Origin of the sequence: Rhodanobacter sp. T12-5, assembly GCF_008329435.1 — a bacterium.
Classification (GTDB): domain Bacteria; phylum Pseudomonadota; class Gammaproteobacteria; order Xanthomonadales; family Rhodanobacteraceae; genus Rhodanobacter.
The window spans coordinates 299,944-321,936 of sequence record NZ_NPKN01000004.1; the positions used below are offsets into that span (position 1 = coordinate 299,944).

A 21,993-nucleotide genomic window follows, 5' to 3' on the forward strand; every position below is an offset into this window, starting at 1 on the left:
TCAAGGGAGTGCCTAGCATAGCCGTCAGAGTGTCATGCCGACCCAGGGCATTGCCTGGCGCGACTTCTGCAGCACGGCGTAATACATGCCGTCGAGGTCGCCGTCGCCGGGCAGGATCTGCCAACCGATCGTCGCGGCCTGCCCCGCCGGCAAAGTGAACGACAGCGCCTGTCCGTCGGCTTGCGCGTCCAGCAGCCCGGCCACGATCGCCTCGTTCTCTGCGCGCAGCAGCGAGCAGGTGATGTAGACCAGCCGCCCGCCCGGTGCCAGCAGCGGCCACAAGGCGGTCAGGATGCGTTGCTGCTGCGCATGCATCGCGGCGATGTCGCTTTCGCGCCGGTGCAGGCGCACGTCGGGACGCCGGCGCAGCACGCCGGTGGCCGAGCAGGGTGCGTCGATCAGGATGCGGTCGAATGGCTGACCGTTCCACCAGGTCTTCGGGGCGCCGGCATCGCCGACCACGATTTTCGCGTTCAGGCGCAGCCGCATCAGGTTCTGGCGGATGCGTTCGGCGCGCGCAGCGTCGAACTCCAGTGCGGTCAGGTCGATGTCGGCGCGCTCGAGCAGGTGACAGGCCTTGCCTCCGGGGGCGGCGCAGGCGTCGAGCACGCGCAGGCCGTCACTCAGGTCGGCGAGGTCGGCGGCGACTTGCGCGGCACCATCCTGCACCGCGAACAAGCCGTCGTCGAAACCGGGCATGCGGGTGACGTCGGTGCTGTGCGGCAATACCAGCGCGTCGCTCAGCCACGGATGGATTTGCGCGGCGTGACCGGCGGCCTGCAGTTGTTCGAGCAAGGCCTGGCGCTCGCCGCGCTGCCGGTTGACCCGCAGCATCAGCGGCGGCTCCAGGTTGTCGGCGGCCATCACGGCCTCGGCTTGCGCGGGCCAGTCGCGTTGCAGCGCCGCGGCCAGCCAGGCCGGATGCGCGTGGCGGGTCTGCGGCTTGGCGTCGAGTTTCGCCAGCAGGCTTTCACGTTCACGCTGCCACCGGCGCAGCACCGCGTTGACCAGTCCGGCCAGCTGCGGTCGCTTGAGTGCACGCACGGCCTCGACCGTGGCGGCCACCGCGGCGTAGTCCTGCAGTTCGAGGATCTCCAACTGGACCAGGCCAAGCACCAGCAGGGCATGCACCGCCGGGTCCTTGTGCCGCAGGGATTTTTCCAGCAAGCCGTCGATGGCGGCGTCGAAGCGCAGCCACCAGCGGGCGCCTTCGCTGAGCAGCGCCATCAGCAGGGCGCGGTCACGCGGATCGGCCAGTCGCGGCGCGCTGCGCTCCATCACGTCGCGCAGCGAGGCGCCGCGCAAGGCGATCTCGGACAATCCCCGGGCAGCGAGCGCGCGGGTATCGGCTTTCATCGGCCCGGCTTTCATGGACGCTGGCGCAGTTCGGGGCGCGCGTTGAGATAGTCGATCGCGCCGATGCGCCTGCCGCCGGCGCGTTGCAGCGCAGTGACGCGCAGCGCGCCGTCGCCGCAGGCGAGGTCGATGCCGTCGCGACCGGCCGCGAGCACGCTGCCGGGGGCGCCGTGGTGATCGAGCGCGATCGCCTGCGCCGCCCATATCCGCAAGGGCTCGCCAGCGATCACGCCTTCGGCCACCGGCCACGGATCGAACGCGCGTACCTGGCGTTCCAGTTCAGTTGCCGGGCGGCTGAAATCGAGCTTCGCCTCGGCCTTGTCCAGCTTGTGCGCGTAGCTCACGCCGACTTCCGGCTGGGACGTGGCGATCAGCGTCTCGCCGGCCAGGGTGCGACGCAGGCCTTCGGCCAGCACTTCGGCGCCCAGCGCGGAGAGGCGATCATGCAACGAGCCGCCGGTGTCGTCGCGGCTGATCGGAGTGCGCCGCTGCAGCAGGACCGGTCCGGTATCCAGCCCGGCCTCCATCTGCATCAGGTCGACACCGCTCTCGGTGTCGCCCGCGAGGATCGCGCGCTGGATCGGTGCCGCGCCACGCCAGCGCGGCAGCAGACTGGCATGCACGTTCCAGCAGCCGAGCCGCGGGATCGCGAGCACCTTGCGCGGCAGGATCAGGCCGTAGGCGACCACCACCAGCAGATCCGGCCGGTAGGCGGCCAGCGCCTGCTGCACGTCGGCGGATTTCAGCGATTCGGGCTGTTCGACCGCGATGCCGGCGGCCAGCGCGGCCTGCTTGACCGGGCTGGGCGCGAGCTTGCGGCCGCGGCCGGCGGGGCGATCGGGCTGGGTATAGACCGCCACCACCTCGGCACCGCTGGCGCGGCAGGCATCGAGGCAGGGTACGGCGAACTCGGGAGTGCCGGCGAAAACCAGCCGCAGGGGCTGGTTCAAGCGCTCGCCGCCTGCTTGCGCTGCTTGTCGAGCCGCTTCAGCAACAACGTGCGCTTCAGCGACGACAGGTAGTCGACGAACACCTTGCCTTCCAGATGATCCAGCTCGTGCTGGATGCACACCGCCAGCGGGCCCTCGGCCTCGACGACGATGTCCTTGCCGTGCACGTCCTGCGCCTTCACTTTCACGCGCAGCGCGCGGGTGACGTCGGCATACAGGCCGGGGAACGACAGGCAACCTTCCTGATAGACCTGCGACCCCTCTTTTTCCACTATTTGCGCATTGATCAGCGCCAACGGCTGCTTGCGGTCGTCGCTCATGTCGGCCACCAGCACGCGCTGGTGCACGTTGACCTGGGTCGCGGCTAGGCCGACGCCATTGGCGGCATACATGGTTTCGAACATGTCGGCGACCAGCTGTTCGAGCCGGGCGTCGAACACGCTGACCGGCTCGGCACGGGTGCGCAGGCGCGGGTCGGGGAATTCGAGAATGGAGAGTACGGACATGGATGTTTGCCTCGGCGCCGGAATTGCGGGCGATTTGGTAAAAAAGCCACCCCGGTGCGATCTAGAATGTGTCTCATTGTACGTCGGCAAGCATCCGAGTGCAGACGATTTTTGCCAACTGGCGCCTGTTGCGTGCATTAACCATTCGGTTACACTCGACCGAGCATATGGGGAAGGGGGATTCCCGCCAATGATCAGAAAAATTATCGTGTTGCTGGCCGGCATGCTGGTTACGGTGGCCGTCTATGCAGCTGGCGCGCAACTGCGGGCCAACCACCCCGACACCTATACCGTGCGCAGGGGCGATACGCTCTGGGACATCTCTGCGAAATTCCTGTCCAAGCCATGGCTGTGGCCGGAGATCTGGCAGGCCAACCCGCAGGTACGCAATCCCCATCTGATCTATCCCGGCGACGTGCTCAACCTGTCCTTCATCAACGGACCGAGCCTGCGCCTCGAGCCGAGCGTGCATCGCGAAGGCGAGGCGGTGCCGGCGATCCCGCTGTCGGAACTGAAGATGTTCCTCAAGGACATGCGGGTCGTGAATTCCAACGAGGTCAGCTCCGCGCCTTATGTGGTCGGCTTCGAAGAAGCTCGCCTGCGCGGCGCGGTAGGGCAGAACATCTACGTGCGCGGTCTCAAGGGCGAGCCGGGGCAGCGCTGGGCGATCGTGCGTCCCACCCACGTTTTCCGCGGATTCGAGCAGGACGATGCGAACGACGCCGACAACGGCATTGTCAGCCACACGCTCGACAGCAATGCGGCGATGGTCAACTCGCCATGGCGCGAGGATTCCCGCAACGACGGCCACTACGGCAAGGGCGACGACCTGGGTGTCGAAGTCAGCGTGATCGGCACGGCGGAAACACTGCGGATGGGTGATCCGGCAACCTTGTTGCTGCTCGATTCGACCCAGGAAATTCGCAGCGGCGATCGCCTCATGCCCGTCGACGACAAGCCGTATGATCCCTTCTATTACCCGCACTCGCCGAAGTCGGTACCGGCCAACGCCCGGGTGATCGGTTTTGCCGATGCACTTGATGCCGCCGGTTCGCGTCAGGTCGTGATGTTGTCGGTCGGTGCGCACGACGGGGTCGACAATGGCCAGACCTTCACCATTTACGAGCCGGGCGAGACGATCCATGACGACGTGGCCAGCAACAGCTGGAATCGTGGTGTCGGCAAGAAAGTCACCCTGCCGGACGAATACGTCGGGCACGTGATGGTGTTTCGCACCTTCGACCGGGTCAGCTATGGCCTGGTGATGGACAGTTTGCGGCCGGTGCACATCGGTGGCCGTCTGCGCATGCCGGAATAACCCTCGGCGCGGCTTCAACGGCATTCACCTACAGCACGGCGCGGTCACCACCGCGCCGTTTCTGTTTGGGCCGGTTCCGTAAACTGCGGGCATGGAGATGAACGACATGGATGAACTGCGCGCATGGTTGATCGCCTTGCGCACGCCCGGCCTCGGACCCGGCGGCCTGCGCGAGCGGCTGGATGCCGCTGGTGGCGATATCGCGATCTTGCTGGCCGGGCTGCGTCGCCACAGCGCGCCGCTGGGCGAACTGGCGCGTGCATGGCTGTACCAGCCCGACGAGACGCAGCTGGCGACCGATCTTGCCTGGCTGGCGCGGCCCGGGCATCGGCTTCTGCGCTGTACCGAAGCGGACTTTCCGTCACAGCTTGAAAACATCCCGCAACCGCCCGCCGCGCTGTTCGTGGCCGGCGATGCCAGCTTGCTGCTTTACCCGCAGGTGGCGATCGTCGGCGCCCGTCGCGCCAGCGCAGCAGGGTTGGCGCATGCACGCGCGTTCGCGCGGGAGCTGGCGCTGGCCGGCTTCGCCATCACCAGCGGCATGGCCGACGGCATCGATGGCGCCGCCCACACGGCGGCGCTGGAGGTCGGCGCAGCGACGCTGGCGGTGATCGGCACCGGGCCGGATCGGGTCTACCCACGCAAACATCACGCACTGGCCCGGCGAATCGCCGGCAGCGGTGCGCTGATCAGCGAATTCCCGCCCGGCACGGCGGCCCGGGCCGATCATTTTCCGCGGAGGAACCGGATCATTTCAGGTCTGTCGCTGGGTACGCTGGTGATCGAGGCCGGGTTGCGTTCCGGTTCGCTGATCACCGCCCGCCTGGCCGGCGAACAAGGCCGTGAGGTATTCGCATTGCCTGGCTCCATCCATAATCCGCTGGCCCGCGGCTGCCACCGTCTGATCCGTGATGGCGCGCGGCTGGTGGAGGGTGCGGCGGAGATTGTCGAGACATTGGCCCCGGCAGCGCGCATGCTTGGCGGCGAACTGGCGGCTCGCCTGCAGTCGGACAGCGGCAGCGAAGCCGTTTTGCCTGGCTCGGTCGAAGGTGCGGATGGCATCGAGACGCCGGCGTCGCGGAGACTTATGGCCGAACTTGGTCATGATCCAGCGACATTGGACGAACTTGTAGAACGTACCGGGCAGTCGGCCGCCGTGTTGTCCTCGACCTTGCTGATGCTGGAACTGGAGGCGAGGGTGGAGTCCTTGCCGGGTAATCGCTATCAGCGGTTGCCGCCCGGCGCTGGCGATGGCTGACTCTCCGCGACGCCGCCGTTTCGCCTCGCTTTGACCGCGCCGGGCTTGACAGCCGCTGGCGTGGCATGGTTTCAACTATATATATGTCCGGCACGGAAGCGCCGGTGGATCACTTGCGGAATTCAAGCTTCATGGCAAAAAACCTGCTCATCGTCGAGTCACCGGCCAAGGCCAAGACGATCAACAAATATCTCGGCAAGGACTTCCAGGTCCTCGCCTCCTACGGTCACGTGCGCGACCTGAAGCCGAAGGAGGGCGCGGTCGACACCGAGCACGGTTTCACCATGGCCTACGAGATCATCGAGCGGAACGAGAAGCACGTCGACGCGATCGCCAAGGCGGCCAAACTGGCCGACGACATCTATCTCGCGACCGACTTGGATCGCGAAGGCGAGGCGATCTCCTGGCACATCAGCGAGATACTGAAAGAGCGCGGCCTGACCAAGGGCAAGCAACTGCACCGAGTGGTGTTCTCCGAGATCACGCCAAAGGCGATCAAGGCCGCTGTTGCAGCGCCGCGCCAGCTGTCGCACGACCTGGTCGACGCGCAGCAGGCGCGCCGTGCGCTGGATTACCTGGTCGGCTTCAACCTGTCGCCGGTGCTGTGGCGCAAGGTGCAGCGCGGCCTTTCCGCCGGTCGCGTGCAGTCGCCGGCGCTGCGCATGATCGTCGAGCGCGAGGAAGAGATCGAGGCGTTCAAGGCGCGCGAGTACTGGACCATCGAAGCCCAGCTCAAGCACGCCGACGGCGATTTCACGGCGCGCCTTTCCCGCCTCAACGGCAAGAAATTCGAGCAGTTCGATCTCACCAACGAAGCCGACGCACAGGCCGCCCGCGATGCGCTGAAACAGGCCGCGCATGGCCGCCTCACCGTCAGCGAGGTCAGCTCGAAAGAGCGCAAGCGTCGTCCCGCCGCGCCGTTCACCACGTCCACGTTGCAGCAGGAGGCCGCGCGCAAGCTCGGTTTCACCACCAGCCGCACGATGAAGGTGGCGCAGGGCCTGTACGAGGGCGTGGCCCTGGGCGACGAGGGCAACGTCGGCCTGATCACCTACATGCGTACCGACTCGACCATGCTCGGCGACGACGCGATGGCCGAGCTGCGCCAGTTGATCGCCCGCGACTTCGGCGGCCACGCACTGCCGGACGCGCCGCAGGTCTACAAGACCAAGTCGAAGAACGCGCAGGAAGCGCATGAAGCGATCCGTCCGACCTCGGCGATGCACACGCCGAAATCGGTGGCCGCCTACCTGAACGACGACCAGCGCAAGCTGTACGAATTGATCTGGAAGCGCACCGTCGCCTGCCAGATGATCCACGCCACCTTGAACACCGTTTCGGTGGAATTCGCGCTGCCGGACGTCGTTGGCGGCGACGCCTCGTTCCGCGCCAGCGGCACCACCGTGATCGACCCGGGTTTCCTCGCCGTGTACGAGGAAGGCAGCGACCAGAAAAAGGCCGACGACGACGATGAAGGACGTCGCCTGCCGCGACTGGAAAAAGACGAGGCGGTGCCGTTGCACGAGATTGCCGCCGACCAGCATTTCACCGAGCCGCCGCCGCGCTATTCCGAAGCCAGCCTGGTCAAGGCGCTGGAAGAACACGGCATCGGCCGCCCGTCGACCTACGCCAGCATCATCCAGGTGCTGCAGAACCGCGAGTACGTCTTCCTCGACAGCCGCCGCTTCAAGCCCAGCGACGTCGGTCGCGCGGTCAGCAAATTCCTCACCGCGCATTTCACCCGCTACGTCGACTACGACTTCACCGCCAAGATGGAAGACGAGCTGGACGCCGTCAGCCGCGGCGAGGAAGCCTGGGTGCCGCTGATGGAGCGCTTCTGGGTGCCGTTCAAGCAGCAGGTGGACGAGAAGACCGAATCGGTCGACCGCAGCGAAGCCACCGGCGCGCGCGAACTGGGCAGCGACCCGAAAACCGGCAAGCCGGTGTCGGTGCGATTGGGCCGCTTCGGGCCGTATGCCGCGATCGGCACCAAGGACGACGAGGAGAAACCCACCTTCGCGTCCCTGCGCCCGGGCCAGAGCATGCACACCATCACCCTGGCCGAAGCGCTGGAGCTGTTCAAGCTGCCGCGCAAGTTGGGCCAGGCCGAGAACGGCGACGAGGTCAGCGTGGCGATCGGCCGCTTCGGCCCGTTCGTGAAGCAGGGCAGCACCTATGCCTCACTCAAACCCGAGGACGATCCGTACACGATCGAGTTGCCGCGCGCGCTGCAGATAGTGGCCGAAAAACTGGAGATGCTGGCGAACCGGTTGATCCTCGACTTCGGCAACGGCGTGCAGGTGCTCAACGGCCGCTACGGCGCCTACATCACCGACGGCGAGAAGAACGCGCGGATTCCCAAGGAGCAGGAGCCGAAGGAGCTGACCGAGAAGCAGTGCCTCGAACTGCTGGCGGCCGCACCGGTACGCAAGGGCCGTTTCGGCAAGAAGGGCGCAACGAAAAAAGCCGCCGCGAAAAAGGCGGCGCCGGTGAAAAAGGCGGCGGTGAAAAAGCCGGCCGCCAAGAAGGCTGCCAAGACGACCGCCAAGAAGACCGCCACCAAGAAGACGGCGGTGAAGAAAACCGCCGCGACGAAGAAGGCCGCGGCCAAGAAGGCGGCGGTCGGGAAGGTCGGGGCCTGAATGCTTCGGCGCTTCGCTTCCACCGAGTCCGCTGTCGCCGCGGAACTGCTGCACGCCGGTGGCGTGATGGCCTATCCGACCGAGGCGGTGTTCGGCCTCGGTTGCGATCCGCGTGATCGCGTCGCGTTCGAGCGGCTGTTCGCGCTGAAGCAGCGTCCGGCGACCCAGGGCGTGCTGCTGATCGCGGCGGACTTCGACCAGGTCGAGCGCTATATCGAACTCGCCGCGGTGCCCGGCGAGATCCTGCAGCAGGTCCGTGCCGGCTGGCCCGGGCCGAACACATGGATTTTCCCGCGGTCGGCCGCGGTGCCGGCCTGGATCGCCGGTGCGCATGCCGGTATCGCGTTGCGGGTGACTGCGCACGAGCCCGCCGCGGCGCTGTGCCGGGCATTCGGTGGCGCGCTGGTGTCGACCAGTGCGAATCCGCATGCGCAGCCTCCGGCGCGCTCGGCGCAGACCGTCGTGGATTATTTTGGCGATGCGCTGGACGGCCTGCTCGATGCTCCACTCGGCGGTCAGGTCAGCCCAACGACGATACGCGATGCATTGTCGGGCGCTATCATCCGCGCTTGAGAAATCGAGGGAACACGTCGACGCGCATTCGCCCTGGCGATGGTGCAAGTCGCGGGACAACGGGCTCCGCCATGCACGCGTGGGTGAATCGGTCCGGGCAATGCTGTTCTGCGGCGCGACACATTGAATCTGGAGGACGGCTTGGCGATTGTCTACGACACCTATCGGCATGAAGCACCGCAGCGGCTGCCGCTGCTGGGCGTGTCCGATCCGGGGCGAATACTGACCTGGCGCAACGGCAAGCCGATCAGCGCGGCCGAATTTCTGGCGCAGGTGCATGCGGTCGCCGAAGGCCTGCCGATGGCCGCCGCCGCGGTGAACCTGTGCGAAGACCGTTATGCCTTCCTGGTGGCGTTCTGCGCGGTGGTGCTGCGTGGGCAGACCAACCTGCTGCCCTCTTCGCGCGCACAGCAGGCGATCGACGAAGTGATGGCGGCACATCCGGATTGCTATGCGCTGGGCGAACAGGCGCTCGATCCCGCGCCGCCCGGCTATCGGCAGCTGCCGCCCCTCGATGCTGCACTTGCGCCCGAGGCCGCCACGGTGTGGCCGCTGATCCCGGCCGAGCAGGTGGTGGCGATCGGATACACGTCCGGCTCCACCGGCGTACCCGGCGCCAACCCGAAGACCTGGCGCAGTTTTTGCGCCAGCAGCGCCGGCAATCTGGCGATGCTGCATGCCTCGCTCGGGCCTCGTTTCGAGATCGTCGCCACCGTGCCGCCGCAGCATATGTATGGACTGGAGATGTCGATACTGCTGCCGCTGCTGGGCGAGGCGGGCGTGCACGCCGGCCGGCCGTTCTTTCCTGCCGACGTGGCGGCCGCAGTGGCCGAAGTGCCGGCGCCACGGCTGCTGGTGACCACGCCGGTGCATCTGCGCGCGCTGGTCGAATCGGGCATCGCGCTGCCCCCGATCGCGGCCATGTTGTCGGCCACCGCGCCGCTGCCGGCCGAGCTGGCGCGGGCCGCCGAACAGCGTTTCGGTGCGCCCGTGCTTGAGGTATTCGGTTCGACCGAGACCTGTGTGTTCGCCAGTCGCCGCCCCGCCGTGGACGAGGACTGGGCGTTGTATGACGGCGCCGTATTGCATCCGCAGCCCGATGGCACCGCGGTCGAGGCGCCGCAATTGGATGCACCGGTCACCCTGGCCGATATCGTCAGCCTGTCCGACGCTGGCCGACACTTCCGCCTGCGCGGGCGGCACGCCGACATGCTGGAGATCGCCGGCAAGCGCGCTTCGCTCGGCGACCTCACACGCCGCCTGCTGGCGATACCCGGCGTGCGCGACGGTGTCGTGTTCCAGCTCGATGGTGGCGATGCGCTCGGTGTACACCGCATCGCTGCACTGGTGGTCGCCCCGGGACTGGACGAGCACGTGATCCTCGATGCGTTGCGGCGCGCAGTCGATCCGCTGTTCCTGCCGCGGCCGCTGAAGCTGGTCGCGGCCTTGCCGCGCAACGAGACCGGCAAGCTGCCGCGTGCGGCGCTGCTGGAAGTGCTGCATCGCCACGATTGATCACGGGGCATCCGTCGCTACCGCTACAATGCGCGCCTGCGCCGCATGGCGCGTCGGTATCCCCGGAGTGCAGACATGAAGGTTCTCGTCATCGGCAGCGGCGGGCGCGAGCACGCGCTGGCGTGGAAGCTCAGGCAATCGTCACAGGTCGACGAGGTGATCGTGGCGCCCGGCAACGCCGGCACTGCGCGCGAGCCCGGCGTGCGCAACGTCGACGTCGCGATGAACGACATCGATGGCCTGCTCGCGCTGGCGAAGCGCGAAAAGATCGGCCTGACCGTAGTCGGCCCCGAAGTGCCACTGGTGGCGGGCGTGGTTGACAAGTTCCGCGCCGCCGGCCTGCGCATCTTCGGGCCGCGTGCGGTCGCGGCGCAGCTGGAGGGCTCCAAGGCGTTCGCCAAGGATTTCCTGCAGCGGCACAACATCCCCACCGCGCACTACGCGGTGTTCACCGAATTGAACCCGGCGCTGGCTTATGTGCGCAAGCATGGCGCACCGATCGTCATCAAGGCCGACGGCCTCGCTGCCGGCAAGGGCGTGGTGGTGGCGCTGACCCTCGCCGACGCCGAGCTGGCGCTGCACGACATGCTCGGTGCGCACGCGTTCGGCGATGCCTCGGCGCGGGTGGTGGTCGAGGAATTCCTCGATGGCGAGGAGGCCAGCTATATCGTGATGAGCGACGGCAGCCACGCGCTGCCGATGGCTTCCAGCCAGGATCACAAGCGCCGCGACGAGGGCGACCTCGGCCCCAACACCGGTGGCATGGGCGCCTACTCGCCGGCGCCGGTGGTCACGCCGGAGGTCGAACAGCGCATCCTGAAAGAAGTGATCGAACCGACCCTGCGCGGCATGGCGGCCGAGGGTGCGCCGTTCATCGGTTTCCTCTATGCCGGGTTGATGATCGACAGCAACGGTGCACCCAAGGTGATCGAGTTCAACGTGCGCTTCGGCGATCCGGAAACCCAGCCGATCATGCTGCGCCTGAAGTCCGATCTGGTCGAGCTGATCGATGCGGCGCTGGATGGCCGGCTGGATCAAGCCAGGGCGCGCTGGGACGCGCGGCCGGCAATCGGCGTGGTCATGGCGGCCGATGGCTACCCCGGCCGGGTGCGCAACGGTGTCGCGATCGGTGGCATCGACGAATCATTCGCCGCCGACGTGAAAGTGTTCCATGCCGGCACCCGGCTGGATGCCGAGGGCAGGGCAGTCACCGCCGGTGGCCGGGTGCTGACCGTCTGTGCGCTGGGCAGCGACCTTGCCGCGGCACGCGATCTGGCCTACGAGGCGGCCAGCCGGATCCGCTACGACGGTGCGTTCTACCGCCGGGACATCGCATACCGGGCGCTGCAGCGCGGGTGATTGTTCAAAAAATGCGTACGGCCGCGCATGGAAGGCCGCCGATCGGCTTGACTTTTGCGCACCGGTACTTTTGGGCTATGCTTGGAACTTCCCCCGCGTAAAACCGCGGCGCACAAGCGCCTGAAAGGTTTCGTGCCCTGTTTCATGTCAACGAGGTTTTCCCATGCGCAAGACGGTTTTGTCGCTGATGTCGATCGCAGCGCTGGCTCTGGTCGGATGCACCCCCCATTCGTCGTCGCAGACGAATGCCGATGCTCCAACTTCCGCCGGCACCGCGGCCGTGACCAGTGTTCCCGGTGAGGTCAGCGGCACGATTTCCGTGCGTGGCACCGTTCAGCCGTCGGACAAGGCGCAGCTGGTGATCAATCTGGTCGACGTGTCGTCCACCGCGGTGGGTTCGCCGCCGCTGGCCAGCAAGACATCGCCAGCGGGCACGTTTCCGCAGCCGTTCAAGTTAACCTTCAACCCGGCCGAGGTGAAGCCGGGTGACCTGTACGTGGTACAGGCGATCCTCACCGATGGCGAGCGTCACTACTCGATGCCGATCCAGGCACCGGTGCTGGCCAAGGGCAGCAAGAACGACGCCGTGGCCATCGAGCTGATCGCCGAGCAGACACCCGGTGAAAAGGTACTGGCCGATTTCAATGCCGAGCAGAAGCAGCTTGGTGCGATGAAGGTCACCCATGGCACCAAGCTCGAGAAGGACGCCTCGCGCGGCTGGCAGCTGTTCCGCCAGGATCGCGAAGTGAAGTTCATCCGCGAGCTGGTCGACTACGGCGCCAAGGGCTTCACCAGTACCGACTACGCCTTCAAGGATGGCAAGCCGTGGGCGATCGTGCAGGAGACCAAGTCCAGTAGCGATGCCAAGCCGAGCGCGATCGATCGCGCCGGCTGGAGCGACGACGGCAGCCTCGTCCTGAAGCAGCATCAGGTCGGCAGCGACGTGCAGGTGCTGGATGCCGCCGCCGCGGAGGCGCTGAAAAAGCAGGCCATGGACATCCTGAGCGTGGCGACCCACGGCAAGAACAAGTAAGTCGACCCGGACGTTCGCAATCCGAAAAGCCGCCCGTTCTACGGGCGGCTTTTTTTCGGGTCTGGCATCGACGGCATATGGCGGGAATGTTCCACGGGTCCCGGACCTGTTGCGAAAAAAAAGGCCGCCTGCGCGAGCAGGCGGCCTTTTCGTTGCGCGGCATGAACTCAGAACTTCACTCTGAAGCCCATGTTGAAGCTGTTGTACTTCTGGGAGCTGTCGCTGAAGTGGCCGTTGTAGCCGATCCAGCTGGTCATGGTCGGGGTGAGCTCGGCAGACAGTCCCAGGTCGACCGTGCCCCAGTTCTTGTCCGGCGTGAAACCGGTCAGCGCAAACGTGCCGTTCAAGCCATTCAGACCCGCCGTGATCTCACGCGAGTCGGCCTTGCTGTCGCGGTTCCAGGCCAGTTCGGCATACGGCGAAAGCACCGTGTTGCCGACGTTCCAGTGACCCTGAAGGCGCCAGCCGAGGCTGGCGATCAGCGCGTCGCGCTGTTGCCGTCCGAACCACATCGAGCTGCTGTCGTTGCCGCCTTCGGTATAACCGTTGACCTTGACGGTCTGCCATTCGACCGTGGCGAACGGGCCGGTGCGCAGGCTGTTGAAATCGAACCACCAGCCACCGGTGACGCCACCGCCGAGATGCGAGCCATCGGCCTTGCCGCTCTCGGTGCGGCGCATCGTGCCTAGGTCGATGCGGCGCTCGATGTCCTTGAAGTTGGACTGGCCGAAATCCGCGTAACCGCCGACGTAACCGCCGCCGACGTGATAGGTCAGGTAGCCGAGGCCGCTGATGTCCTGCAGCTTGTAGCCACCGCCGCCGGAGAAGTTGGCGTTGCTCTGGCCGATACCCAGTGCAATGCCGGCTGAGACGTTGTCCGTCGCATGGGCATCGACGCCGAGGGTGAGGTTGAAGTTGTCGCTGTTGGTTTTCGGCGAGCCATTGCTGGCGTCGAAACGCTGCTGGCCGTAGTCGATGTTGACGAAGGTACGGGTGTCGCCGCCGGCACTGTCGACCAGCATCTGGTTGCGGATGGCGCGGGTCTGCGTGGCGCTGGCGGCCAGCGGTGCCTCGCCGAGCAGGGAGATTTGCCCGGGTGCCTGCAGGACCGACACCACATATTGACTGAGCAACGCGTGCGCGGCGGTGGTCGGGTGCACGCCGTCGGCAAACACATAGCTCTGGTCGGCACCCGCGGCATAGGTGTACGGCAAGCCCGAACCCTGAGGGCCGCACTGCACGGAACTGGAGCCGGCACCGCAGGCCGGGGCGACCGCGTTGGTGAAGCCGTAAGCGGTGGGATTGGCGACCACCTCGGACAGCAGGCCGTAGGCATTGATCGGGATGATGCCGACGCCGAGCTGGCCGATGCCCGAGTTGAGCTGGCCGTTGAAGATCTGGCTCAGGCCGGTCAGCCCTGCGGCAGCCTGCGCCCCCTGCGCGGCGGCGGAAGGCGTGGTGCCGATGTTGGGGAGGTTGAAGACCAGGATGTTCTTGACTCCGGCGGCCTGCAGCTGGCCGATCAACTTCACTTCCTGCTGGGCGGCCGCGGCGATGTTCGCCTGTGCCTGCGCGGAGGTCTCCAGCGCCGCCACGCCGGCTTGCGCAGCCACGGCGGCGTTGACCTGCTGGGTAACGATCGGAGTGATCTGGGCGATGAATCCCGGCACGGCGCTCGCCGGGAGGCCACCGGCCTGTGCCGCTGCCACCTGGCCGGCGATCGTCTGCTGGATCAGCTGCTGCGCAACGGCGCCCGCACCGGTGGCCGTCGCGTGATAGAAAATGTCATTGGCGCCGCCCCAGATCGAATACAGCGCGTTGCGGTCCACCGTGCCGCCAGCCAGATAGGCATCGACCTGGCCGGTCAACGTCGGGACTGCCGCGGGCGTGCCGGGCGAGTTGCTGTTGACGCCCGCGCCACCCCAGGCGAAATCGCTGCCGCCGGCCAGCGAAGGGCTGAGAGTCAAACCCAGGTGATCGGCGACGTTTTCGATCGCGACGTGGCCGGGGTTGGTCGTGAAGCGCAGCGGCGGCTGGATGCCGGGAGCGGTAGCCAGCGAAATGTTGCCGTTGTCGCTGAGGCTGTCGCCGAACACGACGACCTGGCTGAATTCGGTGGCGGCGGCAGCACTGCTGAACAGCAAGGTGGCGGCGATGGCGCCGGCCAGGTGGCGGGTACGGAACATGGGTAACACTCCTGTGGCCGAAATGGCCTTGTTATCTGCGCGTTACGTTAATCCACCCCATACGGAAGCGCATGCTGCATTGCAGCGCGCTTCCGCGTGCTGGCTGCGTCAGCGTTTGGCGGCCCGCGCCAGGGCGTCGGCGAAGGCGCTGTTGGCCGGGGCAGGCGCGGGTTTCGGCGCGCTGTTGCCGGCGCGCCCGCCGTTGCGGACGTCGCGCTTGCCATCAGTGTTGCCGCCAGCTGGCCGCCCGCCGCGCGCCTGCCCGGGTTCGTCGTCCAGCCGCATGCTGAGGCCGATGCGCTGGCGCGGCAGGTCGACCTCCATCACTTTCACCTTGACGATGTCGCCGGCCTTCACCGCATCGCGTGGGTCCTTGACGAAGCTGTGCGACAGTGCCGAGACGTGCACCAGCCCATCCTGGTGCACGCCGATGTCGACGAATGCGCCGAACGCGGCCACGTTGGTGACGCGGCCTTCGAGGATCATGCCGGGCGTGAGGTCCTTAACGTCCTCGACGCCTTCGGCAAAGCTGGGAGCGACGAACTCGGGGCGCGGATCGCGGCCAGGCTTTTCCAGCTCCTTGAGGATGTCGCGCACGGTCGGCACCCCGAACTTCTCGTCGGTGAACTGCTCGGGCTTGAGGCCGCGCAGGAAGCTCGCGTCGCCGATGATGTTGCGTACTTCACGTCCGCACTGGGCGATGATCCGCTCGACCACCGGATACGCTTCCGGGTGCACCGAGCTGGCGTCCAGCGGATTGTCGCCGCCGGACACGCGCAGGAAGCCGGCGCATTGCTCGAACGCCTTGTCGCCCAGCCGCGGTACTTTCAGCAGCGACTTGCGATTGACGAACGGGCCATTCGCGTCGCGATGTTTCACCACGTTCTCGGCCACCGACGCGGACAATCCGGCCACGCGCGACAGCAATGCGGCGGAGGCAGTGTTCACGTCCACGCCGACCGCATTGACGCAATCCTCGACGCGCGCATCCAGCGCGCGCGCCAGCTTGATCTGGTTCACGTCGTGCTGGTATTGGCCCACGCCGATCGCCTTCGGCTCGATCTTCACCAGTTCGGCCAGCGGGTCCTGCAGGCGGCGCGCGATCGAGACGGCGCCGCGCAGGCTCACGTCCAGTTCCGGGAACTCCTTCGCGGCCAATTCGGAGGCGGAGTACACCGATGCGCCGGCCTCGCTCACCACGATCTTCGACAGCTTCGCATCAGCCAGCTTCTTGATCAGCTCGGCGGCCAGCTTGTCGGTCTCGCGTGAGCCGGTACCGTTGCCGATGGCGATCAGATCCACGTTGTGCTGCTTGCACAGCCGGGCCAACGACACCAGCGATTCGTTCCACTGCCGCCGAGGTTCCAGCGGGTAGATCGTGTCGGTGGCCAGCAGCTTGCCGGTGGCATCGACTACCGCCACCTTGCAGCCGGTGCGGATGCCCGGGTCCAGCCCCATCACGGTCTTCGCGCCGGCCGGCGCGGCCAGCATCAGGTCCTTGAGATTGTCGCCGAACACGCGGATCGCCTCGTCCTCGGCACCCTCGCGCACGCGGCCGAACAGGTCCAGGGTGAGATGCAGGTGCAGCTTCACGCGCCAGGTCAGGCGCACGGTCTCGCGCAGCCACGCGTCGGCGGCGCGGCCCTGGTTGCGGATGTTGGCGTGCGCCGCAACGCGGCCTTCACCTTCGGCGTGGCCCTGCTCGCTGTCGGCGGCCGGTGCGAGCTCGAGTTCGATCACGCCTTCGTTGCGGGCGCGCATCAGGGCCAGCAGGCGGTGCGAGGGAATCTTGCCGATCGGCTCGACATGGTCGAAGTAGTCGCGGAATTTCGCGCCCTCGTTCTCCTTGCCTTCGACCACCCTGGCGCGGATCTGCCCCTGCGCCCACAACCAGTCGCGCAGCTCGCCGACCAGGTGCGCATCTTCGGCGATCGATTCCATCAGGATTGCGCGCGCGCCGTCGAGCGCGGCGCGTACGTCGGCAACACCTTTTTCGGTGTCGACGAAGGCTTCGGCGAACGCTTCGGGCGATCGCGTGGGATCCTCGCGCAGGCCCAGCGCCAGCGGTTCCAGCCCGGCTTCGCGCGCGATCTGCGCCTTGGTCCGGCGCTTGGGCTTGAACGGCAGGTACAAGTCCTCCAGCCGCGCCTTGGTATCGGCAGCGAGCAGGTCGGCCTTCAACGCATCATCGAGCTTGCCTTGTTCCTCGACACTGGCAAGGATCGCCGCGCGGCGTTCTTCCAGCTCGCGCAGGTAGCGCAGGCGCTCTTCCAGCAGGCGCAGCTGAGTATCGTCGAGACCGCCGGTGACTTCCTTGCGATAGCGCGCGATGAACGGCACGGTGGCACCGCCGTCGAGCAGGTCGACGGCAGCACGCACCTGGACGGTGCTGGCGGCGATATCGTTGGCGATGCGTTGTTCGATGCTTTGCATGAGCGATTTTCTATTCCTTGCGACGGCCTGGTGGTTCGCCGGATTGAACGGGATCAAGCCGTCGATGATAGCAAGCGGTCTTTCGTTTCGATGCTCGGCGCGCGCGGTTCTTCAGCACTGCTCGCGCGAGCCACAGCCGCCTCGCTGGCTTCGGCAGGCGACCGCCGATGGCCGCGTCACCGCGAAGGAGTGCGCCGGGGTTGCACTCGCCGCTCGGCGGATTGGCGCCGCTCGGCCATCCGGTTGTCGATCGGGGCTGCGCCCTTCGAGTCGATTCCAGCCCCGGCAAATGCGGCAGGTGAAGCTTGCTGCCGGTGCACCATGCCGACGAAGCGATAGCCAAGACAGTTCACGGTGGCGATATACCGTGGTTGCCGCGAGGAATCGCCGAGGGCGTGGCGCAGTTGCGAGATGACGCGGCTCAGCACTCCCGGCGTCACGTTGCGGTGGCCCCACGCCGAATCGAGCAGCGCATTCTTGTCGAGCATCGTGCCGGCGTGTTCGAGCAACATGACCAGCACGGTATAGGCCTTGGGCTCCACCAGCACCGGTTGGCCAGCGCGCTCGAGCCGATGAGCGCGAGGTTCGACGACGATGTCGTCGCATCGGTAAACCCAGCCATCGCCTGGCGCGGGCAAGATCGTGTTCGTGACCATGATCAGGTCCCGTTGTACGGCCCCTGCCATGCAAGCATGCCCTCGGCAACGGAGGATGTCACCCCTGTCTGATGGCATGAGTGCGCGGCCTCGTCGCTGCCCGAAACCGGTACCCCTTCGGCGACCCGCGTGACCGATTCGATACATGTTGCGAGGCGGAATTCCTGACCAGGGTTCCACCGCCAAGGGCGCCGGCAATCATCGAATTTTCCGCGGATTTCCTACGCAAATACCTCATGCAGCTTGTGCGGCGTCGGCTTATGTTTCGCCAACGGACATCGCCTGTCCGTCAGGAGGCTTCCATGAAATATTCAATCCTTGCCGCCACGGTTGCACTCGGCCTGGCTTGCGCCGACAGCGCCAGCGCCAGCGCGGCCCAATACGAGACATACAGCGTCGACTTGCATTTCGGCTACGGCCTGCGTGCCCTGGTCGCGCATTCACCGGCCGGGTACGCGCAAGCGCAACGGGACGCCGACAGAGCCGAGGGCGCACGGCACGTGGGGCTTGGTCCGCTGACGATCGTGACGGTGGCGGTCGACAACTCCACCGGCATGGCGAAACAAATCCGCTGGGTCGCCCCGGCCAACACGGTTGCCGTCGTCAACATCCACTGATCCGGACAAGGCCGAATCGCGGCAGGGACTGACCTGCATGACGTCAGTCCCCACCGACCTGGTTCAGGCGCTGAAGGAGTTGTTGTCGCCCGGTGACGCCTGGCTCGACTTGAATTCGCTGGCCCGGCCGTTCAGCACCAGCGTGCCGACCATCATGTCGTGCAGGCCCTGCTTGCGCCGGGTCCAGGCGACCATCAGCAGGCCGATCAGAAGGATGAGCGCGCTGATGAGCTTGGCGCCGTAGCGACCCAGCGCGCGCGGAAAGCTGATCCGCTGTCCCTGCAGGTCGGTGACCCGGATGCCCAGCGCGAGCTTGCCCACGGTGGCTTGCCAGGCGGAGCTTTCGCAGAGCGCGAAATACACCCAGGCGATCACGATGCTGATCACGGTGGCCGGCCACATCACGGACCAGTACTGCATCTGTGCGGCGTGAATGGCTGCCATGTCGCCGGCGGCGTTGCTGACCGCCAGGGTCATCGCTTCCTTCGCGGCGTCCGCGCCGAACATCTTCTCGACCAGTGTGCTGGGAATCCACAGCACGATGGCGTCGAGGATGTACGCCGCGAAGCGCTTCCAGAAGCCGGCATAGTCCTCCAGCGCGGCCGTGGTCATCTGCGGCAGAGGTGTCGCGGGCGGGACGGCGGCGCCGGCCGACGTCGATGCCGCTGCGCTGCCCGCCTCCCCGGGAAACAGCACCGACAGCGGCTGCCAGTCGGCCAGGCCTTCGTACCATGCCAGGTCCGCCGGACTCACCTGGCCGCTGCGCAGCCACTGGCGGACATCGTCTTCCTTGTACGGGCCATGGCGTTCGCCGTCGCGGCCGATCCAGATTTCCATCGTGCACTCCCCATGCTGATAAAAGCCGCATGATGCCATGATCGGCGCGGCCGTCGTGTGCCGGAGGCACGTGGGCGCGCCGGCCCGTCGAAAGCCTGTGCCGGCTTCGCCGTTCAGGCCGCGGTGCGTTTCAAATGCACCAGCAACAGGGAGATTGCCGCCGGGGTAATGCCGCTGACGCGGGCGGCCTGGCCGAGCGTGGCGGGCCGTGCGTGCTTGAGCTTGAGCAACGCCTCGGCCGACAGCCCCCGCACCTTGTCGTAGTCGAAGCTGGCCGGAATCGCGGTGTGTTCGTGCCGGCGCTGGCGCTCGATCTCCTCGCGCTGGCGTTCGAGATAGCCGGCGTACTTGACCTGCACCTCGACCTGGGCGGCCACATCGTCGCGTTCGACGGCCGGCCCGAGTTCCGCCACGGCCATGAGCCCGGCGTAGTCGATTTCGGGGCGGCGCAGCAGGTCGATGGCGCTGGTCTCGCGGCTGACGGCGATGCCGAGATCGCGTTCGACCGCCGCGCCGCGCGCGTTGGCCGGCGACACCCACAGCCCGCCGAGGCGCTGCAGTTCGCGTTCGACCGCGTCGCGCTTGGCGCGCAGCGCATCGAACCGCACCTGCGGCACCACACCAAGTTCGTGTCCTTTCTCGCTCAGGCGCAGGTCGGCGTTGTCCTCGCGCAGATGCAGCCGGTATTCGGCACGCGAGGTGAACATGCGGTACGGCTCGATCGTGCCGTTGCTGGTGAGGTCGTCGATCAGCACGCCGATGTACGCCTCGTCGCGGCGCGGATACCACGGCGCCTTGCCCTGCACCGCCAGCGCCGCGTTGAGGCCGGCGATCAGGCCCTGCGCGGCGGCTTCTTCGTAGCCGGTGGTGCCATTGATCTGGCCGGCGAAATACAGGCCGGCAATCGCTTTCGTCTCCAGCCACGGGTGGAGTCCGCGCGGGTCGAAATAGTCGTATTCGATGGCATAGCCGGGACGGGTGATGTGTGCCTTCCCGAAGCCCTTGATCGAATGCACCAGAGCCAGCTGCACGTCGTACGGCAGCGAGGTGGAGATGCCGTTCGGGTAGATCTCGAACGTGTCCAGTCCTTCCGGCTCGATGAAGATCTGGTGCGACGACTTCTCGGCGAAGCGCACCACCTTGTCTTCGATCGACGGGCAGTAGCGCGGGCCGACGCCTTCGATCTGGCCGGTGTACAGCGGCGAGCGGTCCAGCGCGCCGCGGATGATCTCGTGGGTCTTCTCGCTGGTGTGGGTGATCCAGCAACTGACCTGGCGCGGATGCTCGTCGCGCGTGCCGAGGTAGGAAAACACGGGCGCGGGATCGTCGCCGGGCTGCTCGTCAAGACCGTCGAAGTCGATGCTGCGCAGGTCGATGCGCGGTGGCGTGCCGGTCTTCAGGCGGTCGGTGGCGATCGGCAATTCGCGCAGCTTCGCCGCCAGCGCGCTGGCCGGTGGATCGCCGGCGCGCCCGCCGGCGTATTGCGCCGGGCCGATGTGGATCTTGCCGGCGAGGAAGGTGCCGGCGGTCAACACCACGCTGCGCGCACGGAACGACAAGCCCATCTGGGTGACCACGCCGGTGACGCGGCCACCTTCGATGATCAGGTCGTCGACTGCCTGCTGGAACAATTCGAGATTCGGCTGGGTTTCCACGATCCGTCGGATCGCCGCCTTGTACAGCATGCGATCGGCTTGGCAACGGGTGGCGCGCACGGCCGGGCCTTTCGACGCGTTCAGCGTGCGCCACTGGATGCCGGCGCGATCGGCTGCGTGCGCCATGGCGCCGCCGAGCGCATCGATTTCCTTGACCAGGTGCCCCTTGCCGATGCCGCCGATCGCAGGGTTGCAGCTCATCTGCCCGATCGTCTCGATATTGTGGCTGAGCAGCAGCGTGCGCGCACCGGCGCGTGCGGCAGCCAGCGCGGCCTCGGTGCCGGCGTGACCACCGCCGATCACGATGACGTCGTAGTGGGTCGGGTGGTGCATCGGACTGACCTGGGCGCGCGAAAAGTGACGAAACAGGGCGCCATGGTAACGCCATCGGCAGCGTGCCAGCCGCCGTTGCATTCCATGGCATGTTTCCTGCTTGATAAAACCTGCACTTTCACGGGCAGACGCAGTGCGGCAACGCACGCCGAGGTCGGACGGACAGGGGTTCGATCGCGTACCAGGAAAGGAAGCATGACGGCACCCTTCGGGGTGCCGTCGCCTTTTGTGGAGTCGCAAAAGACAAGACCCCGCGGCTTGGCGGCCGCGGGGTCTTGTGCTGATAGATCTGGCGCTCGGCGGGTCTCAGGAACAGGGGGAATCCAGGATGACCGTATTGCCGAGCACCAGAAACCGGAAATGTCGGCCGCGAAAGCATCTCTGCTGGCGCGAAGTGCAGGCCGATATTCGCCGCGAACGCGTGAACACGAGGTGACTAAAAAAGGATTTTGTGTCCCGCCGCAGCAACAATTGACGTGGCGCGTCAGGTGCGTGACGGAGGACACAATCGGCATCTGTGACGCGCGTCACAAATGGCATGCTCGATGCATCGTCGTCCTCACCAAACCACTGAGGGTTGCGTCATGGGCTTCGATTTCGAACGGGTATATCCGCATCACGACTTGCTGATCGAGGTGGGCCAGGTCGAGATGGCGATTGAAGGTTTGAACACGCGTGAAGACAGTGAGCGCGGCATGCTGCAGCCGGGCCTGGAGTCGCGCCTGCAAAGTCTGCTGGAAGCGCTCGACCATCTGGCCGTCTGAAT

Annotated in this window: 17 protein-coding genes; 9 read left to right on the forward strand and 8 right to left on the reverse strand. The window is 66.4% G+C overall.

The annotated features are described in order from the left end of the window. Window positions 1–24: 24 nt before the first annotated feature. From rsmB to def, 3 genes are read right to left on the reverse strand one after another with little or no spacing between them, the layout of a single operon-like run. Window positions 25–1,356: a 16S rRNA (cytosine(967)-C(5))-methyltransferase RsmB gene (rsmB, locus tag CIW53_RS10975; RefSeq protein ID WP_149364749.1), complete on the reverse strand. Its 1,332-nt coding sequence runs from the start codon at window positions 1,354–1,356 to the stop codon at window positions 25–27. Between the two features lie 11 nt (window positions 1,357–1,367). Continuing rightward, complete coding sequence (gene fmt, locus CIW53_RS10980) at window positions 1,368–2,306, reverse strand: methionyl-tRNA formyltransferase (protein WP_149364750.1); 939 nt, start codon at window positions 2,304–2,306, stop codon at window positions 1,368–1,370. Beyond that, window positions 2,303–2,812: a peptide deformylase gene (gene def, locus CIW53_RS10985; RefSeq protein ID WP_149364751.1), complete on the reverse strand. Its 510-nt coding sequence runs from the start codon at window positions 2,810–2,812 to the stop codon at window positions 2,303–2,305. Before def ends, fmt begins: the two co-directional genes overlap by 4 nt. 190 nt (window positions 2,813–3,002) lie before the next feature. Here def and CIW53_RS10990 point away from each other — a divergent pair, with 190 nt between their 5' ends. From CIW53_RS10990 to CIW53_RS11020, 7 genes are all read left to right on the forward strand, one after another. Further along, a complete protein-coding gene (locus CIW53_RS10990; protein ID WP_149364752.1) occupies window positions 3,003–4,130 on the forward strand; it encodes a LysM domain-containing protein in 1,128 nt (375 codons plus the stop codon). Window positions 4,131–4,221: 91 nt separating this feature from the next. Continuing rightward, on the forward strand, window positions 4,222–5,388 hold the full coding sequence (gene dprA, locus CIW53_RS10995; RefSeq protein WP_149364753.1) for a DNA-processing protein DprA: 1,167 nt from the start codon (window positions 4,222–4,224) through the stop codon (window positions 5,386–5,388). Window positions 5,389–5,519: 131 nt separating this feature from the next. Continuing rightward, window positions 5,520–8,030, forward strand: coding sequence for a DNA topoisomerase I (locus CIW53_RS11000; RefSeq protein ID WP_149364754.1), 2,511 nt, complete (start codon window positions 5,520–5,522; stop codon window positions 8,028–8,030). After that, window positions 8,031–8,603: a Sua5/YciO/YrdC/YwlC family protein gene (locus CIW53_RS11005; protein WP_149364755.1), complete on the forward strand. Its 573-nt coding sequence runs from the start codon at window positions 8,031–8,033 to the stop codon at window positions 8,601–8,603. 141 nt (window positions 8,604–8,744) lie between these two features. After that, the gene (locus tag CIW53_RS11010) at window positions 8,745–10,118 is read left to right on the forward strand and encodes an AMP-binding protein (RefSeq protein WP_149364756.1); all 1,374 of its coding nucleotides are present in this window, start codon (window positions 8,745–8,747) and stop codon (window positions 10,116–10,118) included. 75 nt (window positions 10,119–10,193) lie between these two features. Beyond that, window positions 10,194–11,477 (forward strand): phosphoribosylamine--glycine ligase, encoded by a 1,284-nt coding sequence (gene purD, locus CIW53_RS11015; protein WP_149364757.1) that lies wholly within the window; start codon window positions 10,194–10,196, stop codon window positions 11,475–11,477. A gap of 163 nt (window positions 11,478–11,640) precedes the next feature. Then, window positions 11,641–12,510 carry a YbaY family lipoprotein gene (locus tag CIW53_RS11020; protein ID WP_149364758.1) on the forward strand — a complete coding sequence of 290 codons (870 nt, stop codon included), beginning with the start codon at window positions 11,641–11,643 and terminating at the stop codon, window positions 12,508–12,510. 167 nt (window positions 12,511–12,677) lie between these two features. Here CIW53_RS11020 and CIW53_RS11025 read toward each other — a convergent pair whose 3' ends face one another. The 3 genes from CIW53_RS11025 to CIW53_RS11035 form a co-directional block, all read right to left on the reverse strand. Continuing rightward, a complete protein-coding gene (locus tag CIW53_RS11025) occupies window positions 12,678–14,696 on the reverse strand; it encodes an autotransporter domain-containing protein (protein ID WP_149364759.1) in 2,019 nt (672 codons plus the stop codon). 108 nt (window positions 14,697–14,804) lie between these two features. Beyond that, window positions 14,805–17,129 (reverse strand): Tex family protein, encoded by a 2,325-nt coding sequence (locus tag CIW53_RS11030; protein WP_149364760.1) that lies wholly within the window; start codon window positions 17,127–17,129, stop codon window positions 14,805–14,807. A 176-nt stretch (window positions 17,130–17,305) separates the two neighbouring features. Then, window positions 17,306–17,785: a winged helix-turn-helix domain-containing protein gene (locus tag CIW53_RS11035; RefSeq protein ID WP_172969642.1), complete on the reverse strand. Its 480-nt coding sequence runs from the start codon at window positions 17,783–17,785 to the stop codon at window positions 17,306–17,308. Between the two features lie 302 nt (window positions 17,786–18,087). Here CIW53_RS11035 and CIW53_RS11040 point away from each other — a divergent pair, with 302 nt between their 5' ends. Further along, complete coding sequence (locus CIW53_RS11040) at window positions 18,088–18,402, forward strand: hypothetical protein (RefSeq protein ID WP_149364762.1); 315 nt, start codon at window positions 18,088–18,090, stop codon at window positions 18,400–18,402. Window positions 18,403–18,465: 63 nt separating this feature from the next. Here the strand turns inward: CIW53_RS11040 and CIW53_RS11045 are convergent, their stop codons facing one another. Together CIW53_RS11045 and mnmG are read right to left on the reverse strand one after the other, a co-directional pair. Then, a complete protein-coding gene (locus CIW53_RS11045) occupies window positions 18,466–19,239 on the reverse strand; it encodes an RDD family protein (protein ID WP_149364763.1) in 774 nt (257 codons plus the stop codon). A gap of 113 nt (window positions 19,240–19,352) precedes the next feature. Beyond that, window positions 19,353–21,227 (reverse strand): tRNA uridine-5-carboxymethylaminomethyl(34) synthesis enzyme MnmG, encoded by a 1,875-nt coding sequence (gene mnmG / locus CIW53_RS11050; RefSeq protein ID WP_149364764.1) that lies wholly within the window; start codon window positions 21,225–21,227, stop codon window positions 19,353–19,355. 584 nt (window positions 21,228–21,811) lie between these two features. On the opposite strand from mnmG, the gene CIW53_RS11055 reads away from it, so the two are divergent. Continuing rightward, window positions 21,812–21,991: a hypothetical protein gene (locus CIW53_RS11055; RefSeq protein ID WP_149364765.1), complete on the forward strand. Its 180-nt coding sequence runs from the start codon at window positions 21,812–21,814 to the stop codon at window positions 21,989–21,991. Window positions 21,992–21,993 lie beyond the last annotated feature (2 nt).

What these genes read in the sequence shown, in the direction of transcription:
- CIW53_RS11025 (WP_149364759.1), bottom strand. Translation starts at nt 14,696, where the DNA reads ATGTTCCGTACCCGCCACCTGGCCGGCGCCATCGCCGCCACCTTGCTG.
- CIW53_RS10990 (WP_149364752.1), top strand. Translation starts at nt 3,003, where the DNA reads ATGATCAGAAAAATTATCGTGTTGCTGGCCGGCATGCTGGTTACGGTG.
- mnmG (WP_149364764.1), bottom strand. Translation starts at nt 21,227, where the DNA reads ATGCACCACCCGACCCACTACGACGTCATCGTGATCGGCGGTGGTCAC.
- CIW53_RS11030 (WP_149364760.1), bottom strand. Translation starts at nt 17,129, where the DNA reads ATGCAAAGCATCGAACAACGCATCGCCAACGATATCGCCGCCAGCACC.
- CIW53_RS11005 (WP_149364755.1), top strand. Translation starts at nt 8,031, where the DNA reads ATGCTTCGGCGCTTCGCTTCCACCGAGTCCGCTGTCGCCGCGGAACTG.
- rsmB (WP_149364749.1), bottom strand. Translation starts at nt 1,356, where the DNA reads ATGAAAGCCGATACCCGCGCGCTCGCTGCCCGGGGATTGTCCGAGATC.
- CIW53_RS11020 (WP_149364758.1), top strand. Translation starts at nt 11,641, where the DNA reads ATGCGCAAGACGGTTTTGTCGCTGATGTCGATCGCAGCGCTGGCTCTG.
- def (WP_149364751.1), bottom strand. Translation starts at nt 2,812, where the DNA reads ATGTCCGTACTCTCCATTCTCGAATTCCCCGACCCGCGCCTGCGCACC.
- CIW53_RS11000 (WP_149364754.1), top strand. Translation starts at nt 5,520, where the DNA reads ATGGCAAAAAACCTGCTCATCGTCGAGTCACCGGCCAAGGCCAAGACG.
- CIW53_RS11035 (WP_172969642.1), bottom strand. Translation starts at nt 17,785, where the DNA reads ATGGTCACGAACACGATCTTGCCCGCGCCAGGCGATGGCTGGGTTTAC.
- CIW53_RS11045 (WP_149364763.1), bottom strand. Translation starts at nt 19,239, where the DNA reads ATGGAAATCTGGATCGGCCGCGACGGCGAACGCCATGGCCCGTACAAG.
- CIW53_RS11055 (WP_149364765.1), top strand. Translation starts at nt 21,812, where the DNA reads ATGGGCTTCGATTTCGAACGGGTATATCCGCATCACGACTTGCTGATC.
- dprA (WP_149364753.1), top strand. Translation starts at nt 4,222, where the DNA reads ATGGAGATGAACGACATGGATGAACTGCGCGCATGGTTGATCGCCTTG.
- purD (WP_149364757.1), top strand. Translation starts at nt 10,194, where the DNA reads ATGAAGGTTCTCGTCATCGGCAGCGGCGGGCGCGAGCACGCGCTGGCG.
- CIW53_RS11040 (WP_149364762.1), top strand. Translation starts at nt 18,088, where the DNA reads ATGAAATATTCAATCCTTGCCGCCACGGTTGCACTCGGCCTGGCTTGC.